The sequence below is a fragment of the Streptomyces sp. HD genome (assembly GCF_028369295.1).
Taxonomy (GTDB): Bacteria; Actinomycetota; Actinomycetes; order Streptomycetales; family Streptomycetaceae; genus Streptomyces.
The window spans coordinates 201,404-219,605 of sequence record NZ_JAQMYP010000005.1; the positions used below are offsets into that span (position 1 = coordinate 201,404).

The 18,202-nt window shown below is 66.9% G+C and carries 8 protein-coding genes and 1 pseudogene; 4 read left to right on the plus strand and 5 right to left on the minus strand.

The genetic code is table 11. The annotated features are described in order from the left end of the window. Positions 1 to 13: 13 nt before the first annotated feature. Both POF73_RS07195 and POF73_RS07200 read right to left on the minus strand, forming a co-directional pair. Positions 14 to 232 carry a hypothetical protein gene (locus tag POF73_RS07195; protein WP_272113660.1) on the minus strand — a complete coding sequence of 73 codons (219 nt, stop codon included), beginning with the start codon at positions 230 to 232 and terminating at the stop codon, positions 14 to 16. Positions 233 to 272: 40 nt separating this feature from the next. Further along, on the minus strand, positions 273 to 1,697 hold the full coding sequence (locus POF73_RS07200) for an amidase (protein WP_272113661.1): 1,425 nt from the start codon (positions 1,695 to 1,697) through the stop codon (positions 273 to 275). Positions 1,698 to 1,964: 267 nt separating this feature from the next. On the opposite strand from POF73_RS07200, the gene POF73_RS07205 reads away from it, so the two are divergent. Next, positions 1,965 to 3,353 carry a glycoside hydrolase family 43 protein gene (locus POF73_RS07205; protein ID WP_272113662.1) on the plus strand — a complete coding sequence of 463 codons (1,389 nt, stop codon included), beginning with the start codon at positions 1,965 to 1,967 and terminating at the stop codon, positions 3,351 to 3,353. Between the two features lie 1,005 nt (positions 3,354 to 4,358). Here the strand turns inward: POF73_RS07205 and POF73_RS07210 are convergent. Then, the gene (locus POF73_RS07210; RefSeq protein WP_272113665.1) at positions 4,359 to 10,694 is read right to left on the minus strand and encodes an ATP-binding protein; all 6,336 of its coding nucleotides are present in this window, start codon (positions 10,692 to 10,694) and stop codon (positions 4,359 to 4,361) included. A 273-nt stretch (positions 10,695 to 10,967) separates the two neighbouring features. On the opposite strand from POF73_RS07210, the gene POF73_RS07215 reads away from it, so the two are divergent. Then, positions 10,968 to 11,243 carry a hypothetical protein gene (locus POF73_RS07215; protein ID WP_272113666.1) on the plus strand — a complete coding sequence of 92 codons (276 nt, stop codon included), beginning with the start codon at positions 10,968 to 10,970 and terminating at the stop codon, positions 11,241 to 11,243. Positions 11,244 to 11,386: 143 nt separating this feature from the next. Next, positions 11,387 to 13,744, plus strand: coding sequence for a preprotein translocase subunit SecA (locus POF73_RS07220; RefSeq protein ID WP_272113667.1), 2,358 nt, complete (start codon positions 11,387 to 11,389; stop codon positions 13,742 to 13,744). Between the two features lie 335 nt (positions 13,745 to 14,079). On the opposite strand, the gene POF73_RS07225 is transcribed toward POF73_RS07220, so the two are convergent. Both POF73_RS07225 and POF73_RS07230 read right to left on the minus strand, forming a co-directional pair. Then, entirely contained in the window at positions 14,080 to 15,819 is a 1,740-nt protein-coding gene (locus POF73_RS07225; RefSeq protein WP_272113668.1) for an AIPR family protein, read from the minus strand. Positions 15,820 to 15,983: 164 nt separating this feature from the next. Then, positions 15,984 to 16,347: pseudogene (locus POF73_RS07230) on the minus strand (3'-5' exonuclease); the annotation flags it as partial. Between the two features lie 505 nt (positions 16,348 to 16,852). On the opposite strand from POF73_RS07230, the gene POF73_RS07235 reads away from it, so the two are divergent. Then, on the plus strand, positions 16,853 to 17,965 hold the full coding sequence (locus tag POF73_RS07235) for a tyrosine-type recombinase/integrase (protein ID WP_272113669.1): 1,113 nt from the start codon (positions 16,853 to 16,855) through the stop codon (positions 17,963 to 17,965). Positions 17,966 to 18,202: the final 237 nt, after the last annotated feature.

Consider the following 18,202-nt stretch of genomic DNA (forward strand, 5'->3'; position numbering starts at 1 on the left):
CGCCCGAGCGGGCTCAACTGTCGTACGCGGCCTGGACGTAGACGGTGCGCGGCGGTTGGTACTCGACCACCATCACCACCGTGCCCCGCTCGATGCGGTCCGTGCCGGGGGCGGGATAGGCGAGGAAGTGCTCGGCGCCGCCGCGCACCCGGACGATCACCTCGCCGACGAGGCCCGGCCCGATCGTCCCCGTGACCCGCCCCATGAGTCCGACCATCGACGCATCGCCCATGGTCACAGAGTAGGCCCTGTCCCGGAGGGGTGGCGGGGTATCAGGCGACCGCGGTGGGCGCCGTCTCGCCCTGCTGCGGCGGCCACGACTCGTGCCAGCGCAGCTCCGCCTCCAACTGCGCGGCCAGCGAGATCAGCAGCGCCTCACTGTTCGCCGGCCCGAGCAACTGGGCACCGACGGGCAGACCGCCCACGAATCCGGCGGGGACGTTGACGCCGGGCCAGCCCAGCACGTTCCACGGCCAGGCGTAGGGGCAGGCGGCGATCATCGCACGGTCGGTGGCGAATCCGCCGAGCCCGAGCAGCGCGCCGATCCGGGGCGGGGGAGCGGCGGTGGTGGGCGCGAGGACGACGTCGTACGACTCGTAGAACGCGCCGATACGACGGTGCAGGACCGCCTCCGCACGCCGGGCCGCCCGCAGCGGGGCCCCGTTGAGGAGCCGGCCGAGGCGCGCGGCGCTGCGGGTGCGCGGGTCGAGGAGCGCGGGGGAGGGCACATCGCCCGCCCACTCGGCGATACCGGCCGTCGCGCGCGGGATGAAGGTCAGCCCGATCTGCCCGTACGGCGGATCGGCCTCCTCGACATGGTGCCCCAACGCGCCCAGTTTCTCGGCGAGTTGGACGACCCTGGCCCGTACCTCCGGCTGCAGCCGGGCGGGCAGCGCGGTGAAGGGCGGCTTGAGGGAGAGCGCGATGCGCAGGCGGCCGGGTTCGCGGCCGACGGCCTCGGAGGCGTCGACCTTCGGTGGCCGGTGCGGATCGAGGTCGTGGTTGCCGGCGGCGGCGTCCAGCAGGAGGGCCGCGTCGGCCACCGTACGGGCGAGCGTGCCGTTGACGGTGATGCCCTGGAACGACTCGCCGCGCGGCCAGGTGGAGATACGGCCGCGCTGCGGTTTGATGCCGATCAGATGGGTCCAGGACGCGGGGATACGGACCGAACCGGCACCGTCCGAGCCGAGCGCGGCGGGGACGAGCCCGGCGGCGACGGCGGCGGCCGAACCACCGGACGAGCCACCGGGGGTGTGCCCCTGGTCCCACGGATTGCGGGTCGCGCCGAAGGCGGGCCCCTCGGTGAACGGCCACTGCCCCAGCTCACAGGTGTTGGTCTTGCCGACGATCACGGCCCCGGCCGCGCGCAGCCGCCGTACCGCCTCCCCGTCCTCGGTGACGGGCAGGAACTCGCCGCCGCATCCGAACGCCGTCGGCTCGCCCGCCACGTCCATGTCGTCCTTCACCGCGACCGGCACGCCCAGCAGCGGTCGGCGTACTCCGGCGGCGAGTTCCTCGTCCGCGGCGTCGGCCTCGGCGAGCGCGGCCTCGGCCCGGACCACCCGGAAGGCGTTGAGTGAACCCTGGGTCGCCTCGATCCGCGCCAGCGCCTGAGCGACGAGCGCCCGTGACGTCACCTCGCCCTCGGCCAGCGCACGGGCGGACTCGGCGAGGCCAACGGCACGGTCGGGTGTCATGCGGGCACCTCCGGGACGACGATGTCTACTGAACGGTAACCCCCGCGGGGCGGCGGCGGAACGCTTTCGCCGGGCGCGGCCCGCCGTTCACCACAGGTTTCTCTCAGGTCTCGCCGCCGCATGCGCGAACCATTGACGCGTCCCGGTCCCACCTCTACCTTCTGATCGAATTTCCGAACTACGTTCGACATATCGAACCTCTGGGCATCCTTGTCGAACCCTGTCGAACCCCTTCGGAATCCCATGAACAGGCAGGGAGAGCCGCACGTGACCAGACGTCACCACACCCCGTCCCGCCGCAGCCTGCTGCGCGCCATGGCAGTCCTGCCCGCATCGGCGGTGCTCCTGGGCGAGGCCCCCGGCCTGCTAGGCCCGGCGCTGGCGGCCGCACCGCCGAGCGGCTCGGCCACCCGGTACACCATCGTGCCGTTCCTGAACAGCAACGACGCGACCGTGAACGTCTATCAGTCGGACGACGCCACCGACTTCCGCCTGGTCAAGGCCTCCGCCTACACGCCGCCGAGCAACCGCATCCGCGACGCGAGCATCTTCAAGCACACCAACGGCTACTACTACATCACCTACACGACCCACACCTGGCAGGACGTCAGCACCACCATCGGCTTCGCCCGTAGCACCGACCGGGTCAACTGGACGTTCCTGTACGACTACACGGTCCCCATCGCCAACCTCTCCCGGGCCTGGGCGCCGGAGTGGTTCGTGGACAGCGACGGCAGCGTGAACGTCATCGTGTCCTGCTCGACGACCAACGACGAGTGGATCTTCACGCCGCATCTGCTGAAGGCCACCAACACGGCGCTGACGGCGTGGAGTTCACCAGTGGCGCTGTCCGGCATAGGCGCGAACCACATCGACACCTTCATCGTGAAGATCGGCTCGACCTACCACGCCTTCACGAAGAACGAGACGACCAAGTACATCGAGTACGCGACGGCGTCCAACCTCACCGGTCCCTACACGATCTCCCGCACCGGCGACTGGGCGGGCTGGGGCAGCTATCGCGAGGGCCCCGCGCTGGTCCAGCTCGACAACGGTGCCTGGCGCCTGTTCTTCGACGGCTACGGCGACGGCACGTACTACTACAGCGACAGTTACGACACCTTCGCCACCTGGTCGGCCCCGGCCGCCCTGCCCGCCGTCTCGGGCACGGCCCGCCACTTCACGGTGATCAAGGAAACCGTCTCGGGCGGCCCGACCCTGGCGCGGAACGTCACCCGTTCCTTCCAGTCGGCCAACTTCTCCACCCGCCACTGGCAGGTGCAGTCCTCCCTGCTCAACCTCCCGGTGGTGAGCGCCTCCAGTACCGCCGCCGAGAAGCAGGCCGCCACGTTCACGGTCGTGGCCGGCCTTGCCGACGCGGGGGGCTACTCCTTCCGCGACTCGACCGGCAAGTACCTCCGCCACTGGGACTTCCGCGCCCGCTTCGACACGAACGACGGCACGTCCACCTTCGCCAAGGACGCCACGTTCATCGCCCGCACCGGCACATCGACGGGTGCGCTCCGCTTCGAGTCGTACAACTACCCCGGGTACTACCTGCGCCACTACAACTACGAGCTTCGGGTGGAGCGCTCGAACGGAACGGACCTCTTCCGTCAGGACAGTTCGTTCACGCCAGTGGCACCCTGGGCCTGACCTGCACCCTGGTCTGTTACGCCAGCTCTCGATTGGTTTCAAGGGAGTGGATGTGGCCTGTGCGTTCTCTGGCCGGCAGGGGGGTGCGGCCTCTCCTTGTCGGTGCCTCAGTAAGGCTTCGCGACGCAGGCTGAGCCGACGGTGACGAGGTTAGGAGGTGACGGCCCGCTCGCAGTCAGGATCTTCGAACCGGGAAGTGCTGCCTCATCCGGGCGCGGCGGAGCCGTAGAGGAAGAAGTCGTACCAGTCGATAGTTGTTCCTATGAAGCTCGCTGCTACAACTTTCCGCATCTGACGGAGAGTTGGGGCGGGCGCTGCGGATGCGGTCATATCGGTCACTTCCGGGCGGGGACGTGGGTGCTTTGGGTGCTGCACAGGCTAGGAACTGCTGCAGCGTCGCCCCATGTGGTGTGAACCCATACTTTGATGCCGTCTGGTGGTGCGGGGCGCTGTGGAGTTCGCTTGGTCGACGCACTTGTCGGCACCGGTTATCACCTGTCGTAACCCGTACCGTGCTGGTTGGACGTGTGCTCGACGCTGGTCTGCTGCATAGTCGCGCTCGTTCTGGGACGTCCTGGGGCGAACTTGTTCAGCGCTGTGCGAGTCCGAACAACCCGGGCGGGGATCTGGTCGCCGCCCGGTGTCGGCGGCGCGTGAATCGTGACCCAGTTCCGACGCCTGAGTTCTACGCTACTGGACTGCTTTTCAGCCGTCCTCCACCGGCAGCTCCGGATCTCCCGTGCGAGTGGTTGCCGTGGGCGGTTGAACTCCTGCGGCGTGAAGCCGCTTGATGCGTGCTGACTTGCAGCGATGGTTGGAATCTCCCGCTGCCGGGTCGAGTTCGTCCGCATAGAGTCCGGATCCTGGTGTTACCCGACGCTCTACCGTTCCTCTACCTGGCACTTTGAACTGTGCCATTGACTTCGCGTACGGGCTCTTGTGTCTCTTAGGATGCACAAGACGGTTCCGGACTCGCGGGATGACGTCCGCGCTGTCTGCTCTTTTTCAGTCCGCTTCCAGCCGCATGACGACATCTCGGGTGACGATCGGTGCGGATGCCCGATCGGACAGGATGTTCAGTAGGTCGGGGCGGATCACGATGGCGCAGCCGGTGGTGCGCGGCCACGGAAGGCGGTAGGCGCTCCGCTCGTACTCGGTACGCCAGCAGATGAGCCGCAGGGCCGGACCGCGGTCGTCCTTCAGTGTGAGCGGGGCTCCTGGTGTCAGGCGCAGTGCGGCCCGCAGTTGCGGGGTGGGTGTCAGTGCGAAGCCGGGCAGGCCCAGGCCTCGGGCGGCGTCTGCGGCGGCGGTCATGTCGCGGTCGAGGCCGAGGAGCGGGGTTCCCGGCGCGATGTCAGCGTCGGGGTGCTGCCCCAACTGTCGGGTCCACTCCTCAAGGTCTCCGTTCAAGAAGGGGACAGCGTTACCTTGCTGGTTCCCGCTGTCCGTCATTTCCGGGCTTGAGAAGGTCACGACGGTCAGGCTGGTCGTCCTGGTGTCCGGTGACAGGAATTTGCGTTCCTCCACGGAAGCGAGGATGCGCCAGCCCGGGAGGGTCTGTCCGGTGAGGGCGGCGGCTTGTGCCAGTGGCCGTGTGGCAATGATCTCGGCGGTTGTTCCGGCCGCCGGGGTGTCTTGGTCGGACGGGTCGTCCGGGCCGGGTGGCAGCCGAAGGTCGGGGCGCGGCCAGCGTGCTTCTTCGAATGCCAGCGGGATGCAGGGGTTGTCTGTCAGCGCTGCGGCCAGTTGGTCCTCCCAGACGGCCGGATCGCTCGCACACAGGCCCTGCGAGAGCCTGTGTGCGCGGCTGCCCGCTGCCACCGTCTGGATTGCCTCTTCGATGGTCTCTTCGATGGCGAGGTAGGCGTCCGGCAGCTCGTCCTCGTCGGCACTGCGGTTGGCGCGTTGCAGGGTCTTATTCCTCTCCATGATGCGCTCGGTGTCGAGTTGGTGATGGACCTTGGCGAGGACTGCTCGGATCAGCCCGGGCTGCATCTGCTCGGCTTCGTTCAGCCGCATGCGGGCCACCTCTGAGACCATCCCTCGCACGACGCGCTCTCTCGGGCTTTCTTCCTGTGCGGCGTAGGTCCACAAGCGACTCGGTGGGTTCAGCCCGGCCGGGTCCGAGGGTCCCATGGGCACGCTGGCCGCATCGGTGAGCAGCCGGCGGGCGAGTGCGCGGACGGTGAGCAGTGGTCCTCGGGCCAGTGCTTCGAGTGCGTGCTGGCAGTGGTCCACGACGGGTTGAGCTGCCGGTCCCTGTTCCTGGAGGAGACACAGCAGCCACATCAGGGTCGCCGGATCGGAGAGTTGCTCCAGCGCAAGTGCCATAGCAGGTGCAGTGGCATCGGGGCGCAGTGTGACCAGGGACCGCGTCGCAACCATCGCTCGGCGTTTGCCTTCCCGGTCTGCGTGTGCGACTGCGGCCAGCGCCGCGGTTGTGAATGCCTGGTCGAGATCGCCAGGTACAGGAGTTCCGTCGTCATTTTCGGGGGCGCGGTAGGGGTGCTGCGGGTCGTCGCTGTCGTGGACGCGGGGTGCTCTGCTCTCGATGACTGTTGCGGCTTCGTCCCAGAGGGCAAAGGCCAGGTCGAGGGAGTCGTTCGGGGGCAGGGCGAGCGATTGATGGGCGAAGGCGAAGATCAGTGCCTGGGTGATGCCGTGGGTCCCGTACCGGCCGGTGCTCACCACTGCCTCGGCCTCATCTGCGATGACGCGGTGGGTATGGGCGGGGTCGAGTTGCGCGGCCGTGCGAAGGGCGTCGAGAGCTGTCTCGCCTCCGAAGTTCAGCCATCCCCCTTGTCCGCGTGTGCGTACCCAGGTCAGTGCGTAGGCTTCGGCGGCGAGAGCGTCGTGGCCATTTCGGTGGAGCTTGTCCGCGAGCTGGCGCAGCAGGAGCGGTCCCTCCCGGAAGTCGAAGGGGCCGGCGATGGCACGCAGGACTTGTGCGGCCTCGTCGAGCTGTCCTTGAGTGGCGAGGTTGAGCAAGCCGTCGCCGACGAGGTCTGTCATCTGTTCGAGAGTGTGTTGGGGGGTGTCGGCCTCGTACGGGCTCAGGTGCCATGCGCTCAGTAGCCGGATCAGGCCGACCGGTTCGGAGGGCGCGGGCGACGGGGCGGCAGGTGAGGTCCGGGCCGTGGCCGGCTGCGCGGGGATGGGTTGGCTGGGGTGGGGCTGAGATTCGTCAGTGACCGGTGGTTCGGGCAGGGGGGTGAGCTGCGGGGCGCCGATGCGTTCGGCGACGGCGTTGAGTTCCGTGACCAGCTGCGTGTCGGCTGGTCTGGTCTGGTCGCTGGAGGAGTCGCGGTTGGCCTGCCGCTCGTCGGCCCTGCTCAGTGCGATGCGCAGCAGTTGTGGAACGCCGTCGGGTGTGGAGGGGCCGATTGTCCTGGCGAGTCGGTCCAGAAGTGCGGCGTCACCTTCGAGGAGCGGGGTGTCCAGCGTGATGCGCAGGGCGGTTGCTACGACCGGGTCGGCGGTGTCGGTCCACGCGTCCCAGAGGTCTTCGCGGGCGCCGTGGAGGATGGTGTTCGGGCCGTTGCAGTCGCTGAGCAGGCCGGTGGCTGCGAGATCGGCGAGGGCCGCCGGGTCGGCGCCGGCCAGTACCTTCCACCACCGCGGGCGGGCGGCGTTGGTCTCCTTGCCGTCTGTGTGATGGACCAGGCGTTCGCACAGTGGCTGGATGCGCGCCACCCGCGCCCGTCCCCGTGCCGGGTCTGCGGCGACCAGGGCGGGCAGCGGATCCAGGACCTCGTAGACGGTGATGTCCTTGCGCCAGCCGTAGGCCACCAGGAAGCGGCAGGCCGCCAACCAGTGTTCCTCGGCCTCGCCAAGGTCGTCGGCGGTGAGGGCGAGGCGCGCGTGGATGAGGAGGTAACGGGCGAGGTCGCTGTAGAAGCGTCCGCCGGCCTGCTGGAGGAACTCGTTGCGGACGGCTTCGTCAACGCTGGCCCGCCGTGCGGGCGTGGTGTGCTCGACGGCGATCGTCAGGAGCGTGTCGGCTGGCAGTGGTCCGCCCATCTCACCGCGCAGGCTGACGCTGATGTCCCGGCTGACGTGGGTGAGGGTCTTCCACGCCTGCGGCCAGTCCTGGTCGGACACGAGGGCGGCCGCCCGGCGCACCGACTCTTCGATGAGCGGATGGATCGAGTAGAGGTCGCAGGCGCGCGGTTTGCCGGTGAAGGGATTGAGGTCAGCGGTCAGGAGCCCGAGGGCTTCGATGGCCAGGCCGGACCGGGTGGGTGCTTCGGCGGCTTCAGCGCGTGCGAGGGCGATCGCGAACCGCAGCCAACAGGGGTACCAACCGGGCCCCTGAACGAGAGCCGGTACCGCGTCCAGGGCGATGGGGTCGGTCTGTGCCGCGATCGCCAGGGCATCAAGCCACCTGGCCACGGCTACGGGGTCCCACCGGACCTGTTCATTCTGTACGTCGCGGGTGAGGGCGAACAGGGCCTCGCGGGCAGTCGAAGTCTCTTCTGCCGCAAGGCCTTCAGCGAGATCGGCGGCGGCGACCCCCAGCGCGAGCAGTCGGTGCGCCGTTCCCAACGGGTATCCCAGGTCGGCAGCCTTCTGCGCCCAGTCTGCGGCGGTGCCCGCCTCTCCACGCACCGCGCCGGCGGCGATCTGCTCGGCGAGTGCGAGGCATACCGGCCCGCCCGCGGTAAGGCGCGGCACCAGGTCGGTGACGGCCTCGATTCCGACGGTGTCGAGGAGCGTCTTCACGACGGCGTCGGCCGCTGCCTGGTCACCCCGTTCCTCGAGCCACTCGGCGATGCGGTCTAGCGGCACCGGCCGGTCGGGCCCGCCCTCGCGCGGCTCTTTGCCTGTCTCCTGATCGGTCGCAGACAGGCGCAGTCGGCCACGCAGGTACGCAAGTTCGACGGCTCGATCGGACTCCGCTCCGTAGGAGGTGTTGTCCGATTCGGCCTCGTGGTCGTGTGCCGCCATATACGCGTGCCAGGGTGCCACGGCGCCTGCCGCGTCGAGGACGGCGCACATCTGCAGACCTGCCCGGGCGGGCATGACGGTCCGGCCGTCGTGCAGGAGCCGGTCCGCCAGCGTCTGAGCCCCCATCAAGGCGATCGGCACGTCGGCGAATTCCACCAGGTCCGAGTCGAAGCGCTCAAACTCATACGTCTGCGCGGCCCTGGCGAGTTCGACGCAGCGCGCGACGACAGGCCAGTTTGCTGTCCTGGCGGCGCAGCGCAGGCCGGTGGCCAGGTTGTCCCTGATCGCCGAGGCCGGGTGGGCGGTGGCGACGGCTCGGGTGACGAAGTCCCGCCCGATGTGGTCGAGCACCCCTGTGTCGCGTCCCGCTTCGGCGAGGATCTGCAGGAGGCGGCGGAAGGCCCGCGGGTCGTCGAACAGTCCTTTCCCGGTCAGCCAGGTGGCGATCAGAGCCAGTGTCGATTCCAGGGCCCCGGGGTCGGTGTCGTAGCCAAGGCGCAGGTAGCGGGCGAACGACTCGTGGTAGACGCGGATTTCGCCGGGTCCGGCAGTCCCGGAGAGCACTGGGGCCAGCACCTTTAGCGCGCCATCGATCCTGTGCGCCCGGTCCGGGACGATCTGCCCGAGCTCCTCGCGGGTAACGGACATGCCGAGCAGGGCGATGATGTCCGCTACGACATCGGCTTCCGCGCCGAGGGTGTCGTAGAGGTGGGCGTAGTAGCCCTCCAACGAACCCCGGTAAGCCGGGAGCGCCCGCACCACTGCCGCGGCTTTCGTGATCGTCTCCGGTCGGAGGGCGACCTCGCGGCAGAGGTACGTCGCGTACAGGGCGTTGCCGCCCGAGCGTTCCTGCAGCGCGTCCAAGAAGTCGGTCACGTCGCGGTCGTCGCTTAGGAGCGCCTCCGTGCGATCGTTGTCCGCCGTCGGGACGAGTCTGAGCCGCTTCGCTACGGCGCGGCACTCGTGCGCGGTCAGTGACGGCACGGCGACGGAAGCCGCCCCTGCGTCCTGGAGGGGGACGAGGTGGGTTCCGGGCTGGCTGAGGACGATGAGGACACTGCCGGGCGGAAGGGGCAGCGAACCGAGGACCGCGGCAAGGGCCAGGGACGGATCGGCTCTCCTGGTCCTTCCTCCTTGTACGCGGGTGACGTGGTCCAGCCCGTCTACGACGAGCGCCACACGCCGGGTGGGGTCCTTGCGCAGAGCGGTGTTCACCGCCGTCGTCAGCGCTTGCGCATCAGCGGCGAAACGCGGGCGCTGCTCCTGGACGAGGCCGGGGTCCGACTCGGCCAGACGGCCCAGCAGGCTGCCGAAGACCGTTTCGGTGACCACCCGGGTCAGCAGATCGCCGTCGGCGTCGCCAAGGTAGCAATAGTGCTCGGCAACCAGCCATCCATCACCGGTGAGTTGGTCGATCAGCTGCTGGCACGCCCAAGACTTACCTTGTCCCGGTGAGCCCGTGACTAGCAGGACTCCCCCGTTGGCTGCCGCTGTCCCGGCCGCCTCCGCCAGAACGCCGACCGTGGCGGGCCTGGCCACTTCCAGGGCGCGGTCGACAGGGTTCGCGCGCACCACGGCGCCGAGGTCGCTGCGCAACTGGGCCTGCCGCAGTAGCTCGCGGGGTGTCACCTCGACGCCGCGCTGCCGGGCGGAGCGAACCGTGCGGATCAGCGCCTCGGCGACGTCCACCGGTGAGCGTCCCTCGTTGGGGTAGATCCCCGCGCCTAGCTCGCCGCGTACCCGTTGGAGGAGAAGCTGTTCGGCCAGCCCCGGCTGCAGGAGGTCCGTCGTCATGGCCGGTGCGCCGACTTCCACCACCAGGTGCTCGCACAGCCATTCCAGGTCCTGTTTGGACACGGCCTTGTCACCGCTGGTCAGAAACCCGAAGACGTTACCCGCCTTGCGTCGGCCCCGCGCGGGCAGGTCGAACCCTCGCCAGAGGGCTTCCGCGTCGAACCGCAGGAGTGTGGTGTTCATCCCCGGCAGGAACGACGCGTCGGAGGAGCGGGCGGGCACCATCACAGTGTTGAGTGCGTCGTCGCCCGGAGGTGCATTGCGCATCACGATGCGCAGCCGGTGGGCGGTGGCGCCCGCACCCGGTCCGTCCCGGTCGGCGACGGCAGCCGCCACAAGGCGGTCTAGCCTCAGTCCGCGGTCGTCGGTCGTGAACGTCGTGTAGGCGAGGGGGTCTTCCTCGTCAGAGTGCTTGAACTGGGTCCGTTCACGGGATCCGTCCGCGTTGATCACCGTGAGGTCGTCGAAGCGGTCGTCCATCACCAGCTTCTCGTCGACAAGGACCCTGGCGATCCCGCCGAGCAGCAGGTCGACGACGCGGCCTGCCTCCATCAAGTCCTGGTACTCGTACCCGCGGTGCGCGGCAGTTAGATCACTCATGTCGGCAGCATTCTCCACCGTCAAACTACTGCGGGCGCAGACGTATTCAAACCGCGACGAAGGTTCCCGATCAGGTCCACCGGCTTTGCCATCGCCGAGGACCGCGGCTCCGCCATAACCCTCAGAGCCCACTGCCGTGTTACCTCGCCGTCACCCGACGTCGTCCGCACTTCTTCGCATGCCTCGTCCCGCCGAGGGGGACGCGACGTAACACCCCAGCTGGTCGCATTTCGAGCAGTACTTCCGGCAGAGCTCTTCAAAGCCATCAAGCGGTTGGACTTCTACAAGAACAACGGTTTTGGCGACCAGTTCGGCAAGCAGCGAGCCCACCACATCCTTCAGGGCCTGCGTGCTGCGGGACTGCTCGCACGCGAGACCAACTTGGGAGCCCTCGCGGCCAAGGGTGCCCCGGCTCGTGCGGTGCGCAACCTCGGCAGGCTGATGGACCGGCTGGAGCGCGGTCGACTGATGCGCGCTTCCATGGGGCGCCACTGCAGAGGCGGGCGCGTCAGTGAGCACCGCCAGCGGGGGTGCGAAACCGGTGGCTGATCCGTACCGGTATATGGTGAGGTTGGCCAGTGAGTTCTAGATCAAAGCGCCGCAAGGTACGAAACAAGCGGCAGCGCCACTCCGTTCCGGCATCGTCAGGGTTTGACCCGCATGCACAGGTCATAGTTGACACCTGGGGCGCGTTGGAAGCGCTCCTGGAGCAATTTGCTGCGGCCGACGACCCTGTGGAGGCGATCAGCGCAGCGTTCGACGAGGCCCTCGCCGAGTTCGTCCAGAAGCTGCAGCGATTCGACGCGATCCGGCTCATCGAGGTGGCTCGTCTGGCGTTCCTGCCCTTCGCGCCGGAGGGCGCGATGCCGGTCACGCCGGAAGCAGGCGCCGCGTACGTGGAGTTGCTTGCACTCATTGCTCTCGCGTCTCAGCATGATGCGGCGGCCGCAGGAGCCCTCGACCACGACGCGGTCGAGGACCAGGAAATGAGCCACTCCATCTCCGAGGCGAAGGAACAGATCGTCGCGCTTCTGCACCTTGCGCAGCTGCGGTCCTTTGCGACGGTGGACCGGACTAACAAGCTCGCCATGATGTCACTCCTCATCCAGGGCACCGAGGTATGGATTCGCAACCCGTCCTACCCGGAGATGGTTGAGGCGACCAACCTTGCGCTCCTTGACGGCGACCCGATCGTTCGTGCGGCTCTCAATGCAGAGCTCGGGTTTGACGCCACCGACGCCCTGGCTGTTCTCAATGCGTGCCACCACCTGCAACAGGTCAACATGAACGGCCGCATGGAGGACATGGCCACGGCGGCAGAGAACGCGATTGCATCCACGCGGGATGGCGAGCCCAATCCGGAGCTGACGGAACTGGCCAGGTCCGGGTTCGTGTCGCTGTTCGAGCCCAGCGCTGACGAAGCCACGGTTGCGATCGAGGATGTTGCCGCTCACACGGGCATCGCCGAGGAACGTGTCCGAGCTGTCGTCGGTCGGTTCCGCCTCGATCTGGGGACGACCACGCCGGCGGAGGTCATCGACAAGTTCACTGCCGGCAACAATCCGCTGCGCATGCGGCCCTTGATCGCCAGTGACAGTGCGCGCATCATGCTGCCGCACCCTGCACTCAGTGTGGTCGCCGTCCGGGAGAATCTCGAAGTGCATCTCAAGACGTCTTCCGCATGGAACACATACGCGAAGCACCGTGGCGACCTCCTGGAGTCCCGCACACGGGCAGCGCTCGGTCGGGTGCTGCCCGGCGCTCACTACCGGGACGCGTTTGAGTACTACGTTCCTGTGAACGACGCCGAAGAGAAGACTGCTGATCCGGCGAAGTACACCAAGCGCGTCGAGGGTGACCACCTTGTTGTCCTCGACGATGTCGCGATCATCGTCGAAGACAAGGCCGTCGCCTTGAGTGCTCTTTCACGCGGTGGCAAGACCGCACGTATCCGCACCGATCTGACCGGCATCATCACGAAGGCGGCCGAGCAAGCCGGTCGGATGCGGGACGGGATCGAGCGCGACGGCGGTCTCCGTATCGAAGGCGAAGGATGGGTGGATCTCAGCCATATCCGCGAGATCCACACCATGACGGTCAGCCTCGATGACCTCTCCACCGTCATGACGGCCACTGCGGAACTGGTAAGGGCGGGCTTGCTCAGTCTCGACAGCATCCCGTGGACCGTGTCGCTGCACGACCTTGAACTCATCACCGACCTCGTCGCTCGGCCAGCTGAGTTCCTCCTCTACCTTCGGCGGCGCCGCAACCCTGACGTCACCGTCATGTTCAACGCGCCCGACGAACTGGATCTGTTCCTGTACTTCTTCGAGGCGGGCCTTTGGGTCGAACCCGACCCCGCACGGGTACGCACCGCGTTCCCGTTCATGCCCGAGCCAACAACCGCGGAGCTGCGCCGCTACCGCGCACAGAAGCCGGTCTTCTTGAGTAGCCGTACCGACGCACTGGACCAGTGGTACTACACCAAGGCCCCCGCCGGGGATGGCCAGGAGACTGCGCCGAAGCCGGCGATGTCAGCGCCTCCGGTTGCGCCACTCATTGACGAATTGCAGTCACGAAACGTCACCGGTTGGCTGAGCATCGGTGCAACACTTCTGTCAGGGGCAACGACGGCCCAACACCAGTTCGCACGAAACGGCGAAGACCTGCTGAACAGCCCGTCGCCGAGCGGCAACGGCCGCAGCCTCACCGTACCTGCCACAGGGAGCGTGGATCCGGCTGAAGGATGGCTTCTCGTCTGGGCCACTCGCCCGGCCGGGAAAGATCCAGTCAGCGAAGAGAAGAGACTCCGCGCCTATCTGCGTGCAAAGAAGCATCAGCTGGGCATCCCGCGAGGCGTCGTCTTCCTGTACGACGAGCCAACTCGGGATCTCGTCGGGGTCTACTACGACGGACACATCGGGCCGCTTGACGCCACGCTCACGGCATCCCTCAACTCGTTGCGGCCCGCCTCGGACCTCCAGAATCGGCTCCACCCGAACGCCAAGCGGTCGCCGCGCGGTAAGAGGCGAGCCCCGAAACTAGCGTGATGCGGAAGCAGCGGAAGTAAGAGTGCCTCCAGACTGGACCAAACTGGTTGAGCCGTTCGTCCGCAACTGCGGCGGTGACAAGCTGACGGGCGCCGAATGGCGCGCCGACGCTACGACGTACTTATTCGTCCAAGCCGTCGCCGCCCTGCTCGCACACCTGCAGATTGACACTCTTTCCCGCGGTCTCCAAACGTGAACACCGTCCGCTCCACCGCCCCATGACGTTGCCGCGGCCAACCGTGCATGAGCTGGTTAGGGTCGTCGGCGGAGCGGCGTTGACATGGGCAGGCACGCAGCTGCGCTGGGCGTCGAGTGAGGCTCTCGCTACCTGCGAGTCAACGTTCGATGTGGTATCGGCTTTGAGAGACAACGGCCTGGCGGAGCTTGGCGGAGAATTCAGGTGTGCGGGCGATGCGGTCGACACCGCCTGCTTTGCTCTGACGCAGGGCGCTCTTGAAGTTCTGCTCCAGCGTGCCCGTCATACGGGACATGAGATCGTCGCTGAGGTGGTCGAGGTCGATGTTGAGCAAGTCCCGTGGGGTGGGCTGCCTCAGCCGGGTCAGGGTGTGGGCGGACATAGCTGCCAGGGGGTAGAGCCAGTTCTCCAGGGTTTCTCCCAGCAGGGGCCGGTCTTCGGCGTACTGAGCGAGGAAGGTTCGTAGGCGGGTGTGGACATCGAGGCAGAGGCGGTAGATGTCCAGGTCGTGGCGGGGGGAGAAGATCTGCGCGTAGTGCTGGTCGTCCAGTAGCAGGGCGTCCGAGTGTCGCAGGGCGGTATGTGGTTCGCGCTGGACGAAGGCGGTGAACTCCCGGGCCAGGCGGGTCATGCTGATGACCCGGTCGAGGGGGAAGCCGAGGTTGCGGTAATAGCTGGCGCGGCGTTCGTAGTAGTAACCACCGGCGTGGCCCAGGCTTTCCTCGATGTCCTTCTGGATGGCTTCGGTGGCTCGCAGGGCGCCCGCCGGTAGCTGCGTCTGGCTGTTCGTGGCTCGGATGATGCGGTCGCGGGCGGTACCGGACTCGGGTGCGACCACGATCTTGACCAGAAGGGAGCGGTCGCGATGCTGGCCGCCGTTCTGGAAGTAGCTGTAGATCTCATGGCTGGTCTGCAGCCCGTTGACGATCTGCGGTTCTTTGACGACGATCCTTTTGCCTGCGATCTGGGCAGCGTCGGCGACCACGGTGACACCGTTGTTGAACCACCAGAAGTCCTCGCCGGTGCCGGACTTGAGGGTCTCGCCGATTGCGTTGTTCACCGCAGTGGACCCGGCGTAGTCGCGCACGTTCGATTCGAACAGTTCCAGTCGCAGTGCTTCGTTGTCGGACGTGATGAAGCGGTAGTACTCGTCCAGGCGGGCCAGGCAAACGTATCCCTCGCCGAGCGAGGTGCTCATCGGGGTCTCGGTGAACACCAACTGCGCGACCGCTTTGGCACCTCGGGCGGTGCGCTCACGTAGATCAGCGGCGTTGAGGTACTCCAGATCTGCCTTGGTGTCCGAAGTGATCTTCGCGAGCTCTCGCCGCAGTCGGTCTCCCTTGGCCTTCACGTTGGGGTGCGGCGTCTCGGCGGCCTTGTTGGCGTAGATCACCTTGATGCGGACCTGCGGGAACGATGACGCCAGCTCTTCGAGGATGTGCAGGAAGCGCCGTGTGCGGTCCAGGAGCTTGGCGTTCGTGTGGGCGGCCAGGTCATCTTCGTCCCGGCTCATGTCCAGGAGTGTCGGCAGATGGAAGTGGAGCTTCTCGACGACGGTCTCCTGGTAGCCCGTCGAGGTCTTGGCTTGCAAGATCACCAATTCGATCTTGCCGGCACGCGACGGCAGGAACTGATGGGCATCGGCGGTGACGTAGCGCTCGTCCACGAAAGTCCAGATGCCGTCGATGCCGCAATCGTGGGCACCGTCCACGATGCCGTCCATGATTTCGTCGTTGTCGAGGTCCCAGTCCTGCAGGGCCTTGTCGGCAGCGAAGAACGTGAAGAAGTCGTCCCTGTTCTTGTCCGGTGCCAGCTTCCGATGCTGGTCCTCCAGGATGCGGTCGAGTAGCCGCTGGTCGTTGTTCTGTACGGACGTCATACAGCACCACCCCCCACCAAGGCGTCAAACCCGGACAACGATGTTGGCAGGCTGGCGAGCCCGTGAACAGCCCGCGTGCTGCGAAGAGTTGGGGTAAAGCGCTGGTGGCTCGAGTGAGCGCCCTCAGCGGCCCGGTGCTCAGGGCACTCAAGGTCCCTGCCAGCTCATTCGTGATCCTTGGAGGGCTTGTGGCGGCAGGCTCGGGTCACCGCAACATAGGCGAGACGGGCGTCAGTATCGCTGACGGGTCCAGAGATAGAACGGCTTTCGGAGTCCTGTCGGTCAGTGTCCTTGGGGGTGGAAGTCGTCAACGATCCGAACCGTTGGCCATTCGCGGTCCTTGGCTTTGTGAGCGGTGGAGACGGTCACATCGGCATCGCCCTCGTCGGTGAGCTTGTCGACCGCAGTGAGGATCGCTTCGGGGCCGTGCGTGTCGACTAGGTCGACGAAGGGCTGAAGGTTGCCGCCGACGGGGTCGTACGCCGCGTAGTTCTGCACTTCGCCCCACGAGGCGAAGAGGACGAGCTCGCGGCCAAGCACGGCATCGCGGAGATGAGCTACTTCGGCGACCTCGAGCTCAGCGGGATCGACTCGGCTGCGTCGAGTAACCGTCTGTCGAGCTTTGCTGTGGCGGGCGTGGGCGATCCTGAGGTGTTCCGGTACGACGACCGTTCCCTCAACGGCACGGGCACGTCCGCCGGTTTCCGTAGGCGAGCATGGCATGGCGAGATGGAGTCGTCCGACCACACGGAAGGCGTCCCGTCTTGTAAGGCGGCTACGTGGAGGCGTTGTGGTCAAGTCATGCGGGTAGCGTTAAGAGGCCTCTACGTGTGCCAAGTAAGGAATGGTTGCGCGGTTGGCCAGTGTGTTCCAGAAGTGCAAGGCTGATAAGAGAAACCGGAACTATCCTTGTCGCGGTCCGCGGTGTGGTCATGGGTGGACTGTGCGCTATCGGGAGCCCGGAGGGCGTCGGGGCCGGCAGCGGGAGGTGTCGTTCTCCCGGAAGGGGCAGGCGCGGAGCTTTGCCGTCAGCGTGGAACAGGAGAAGCTCCTCAGAGCCCGTGCCGGCGTGTTCGGGTCGTCACGGTCTTTGGTCGATGTGTATCGCGAGTACATCGGCAGTGGGCCGTATGCGGGTTCCACGCGGTATCAGTACGAGGCGAGCCTGCGCCTGCATATTGAACCGTATTTCCGGCACCGCACCATCGGGTCTGTGAAGCCCAAGGACCTTCGGGGCTGGCTGGCGTGGATGGTTGAGGAGTGCGGCTACGCGCGGAGCACGGTGGTCAATCGGTATGGAATCTTGCGTGGGGTACTCGGGTACGCCGTTGCCAACGGCTACCTGGTCAGGGATCCGTCCCGGGGTTGGAGCACCAGCCGCCATTACAGCAGGCGGGGCAGGCGAAAGATGGTGCGGCTGCCGACGCTGGCTGAAGTCGTGGCCATCGCAGAGCATCTTCCGGCCCCCTACCAGTTGTTGGTGTGGTTGATGGCTGGGTGCGGGCTGCGGATTGGGGAGGCGAGCGCAGTCTGCCTGCAGCAACTCGACTTCGGGTCCGGCATACTGCTCGTGGACCGGCAGATCACGCAGGACGCTGCCGCGCCGACGGTCTGGATGCGAGGACGTCTGGGTGCCGCTGGCCAGGGCCGGGCACATCGTATCCGGCACCTCAAGTGGCGCGCGCCGGGTGAAGGACGCCTCGTGCCGCTGCCGGGCATGGTTGCGGCCAAGATCCGCGAGCACATTCGGAGGCACGGAACCTTCCGTGTCGCAGCTGGCCCGAACCGCATGCCCGGGGACTACCTGTTCGCCAACATCGGGCGAACGAACATCCTGATGTACGCGCTGGTGCATCGGCTCTGGCATGCGGCCAGGAAGGCCGCGGGTGTCTCTCGGACGATCACGCCGCTTTGGCTGCGGCACTTCTTCGCTTCGGCCGGCCTTGCCAAGGGTGTACCCGTGACGGACATGGCGGTATGGCTCGGTCACAGTGATCCGCGCACGACCTACCAGACCTATGCGCACGTCCTGCCTGACGCTCCTGAGCGCTTGAGGTCGGTCATGGACGACGTACTCAGCCTCAAGACCCAGCTCGTCCTGCCGCTGCAGTTCGAAGCGCTGCACGAGACCGCGTCCCCTTGCTGAGGGCGGGACACACGACACGTGGCGAGGCCTCGCTGCTCGCGGTCGAGGGCAGCTCGATCGAGTGAACCTTGGCTGCGGAAAAGGTAGAGCGGCAGTGCGTTGGACATGTCCAAGGGGAGACTGACTGCATCGGCGACCACCGCTTAATGAATACGGTCTGTTACCGCTGGCCGAGGTTAGCTGGATCACCTCGCAGGTGCGTCCTGGATCGTCTGGTGGGTCTGTACCAGGACGGGG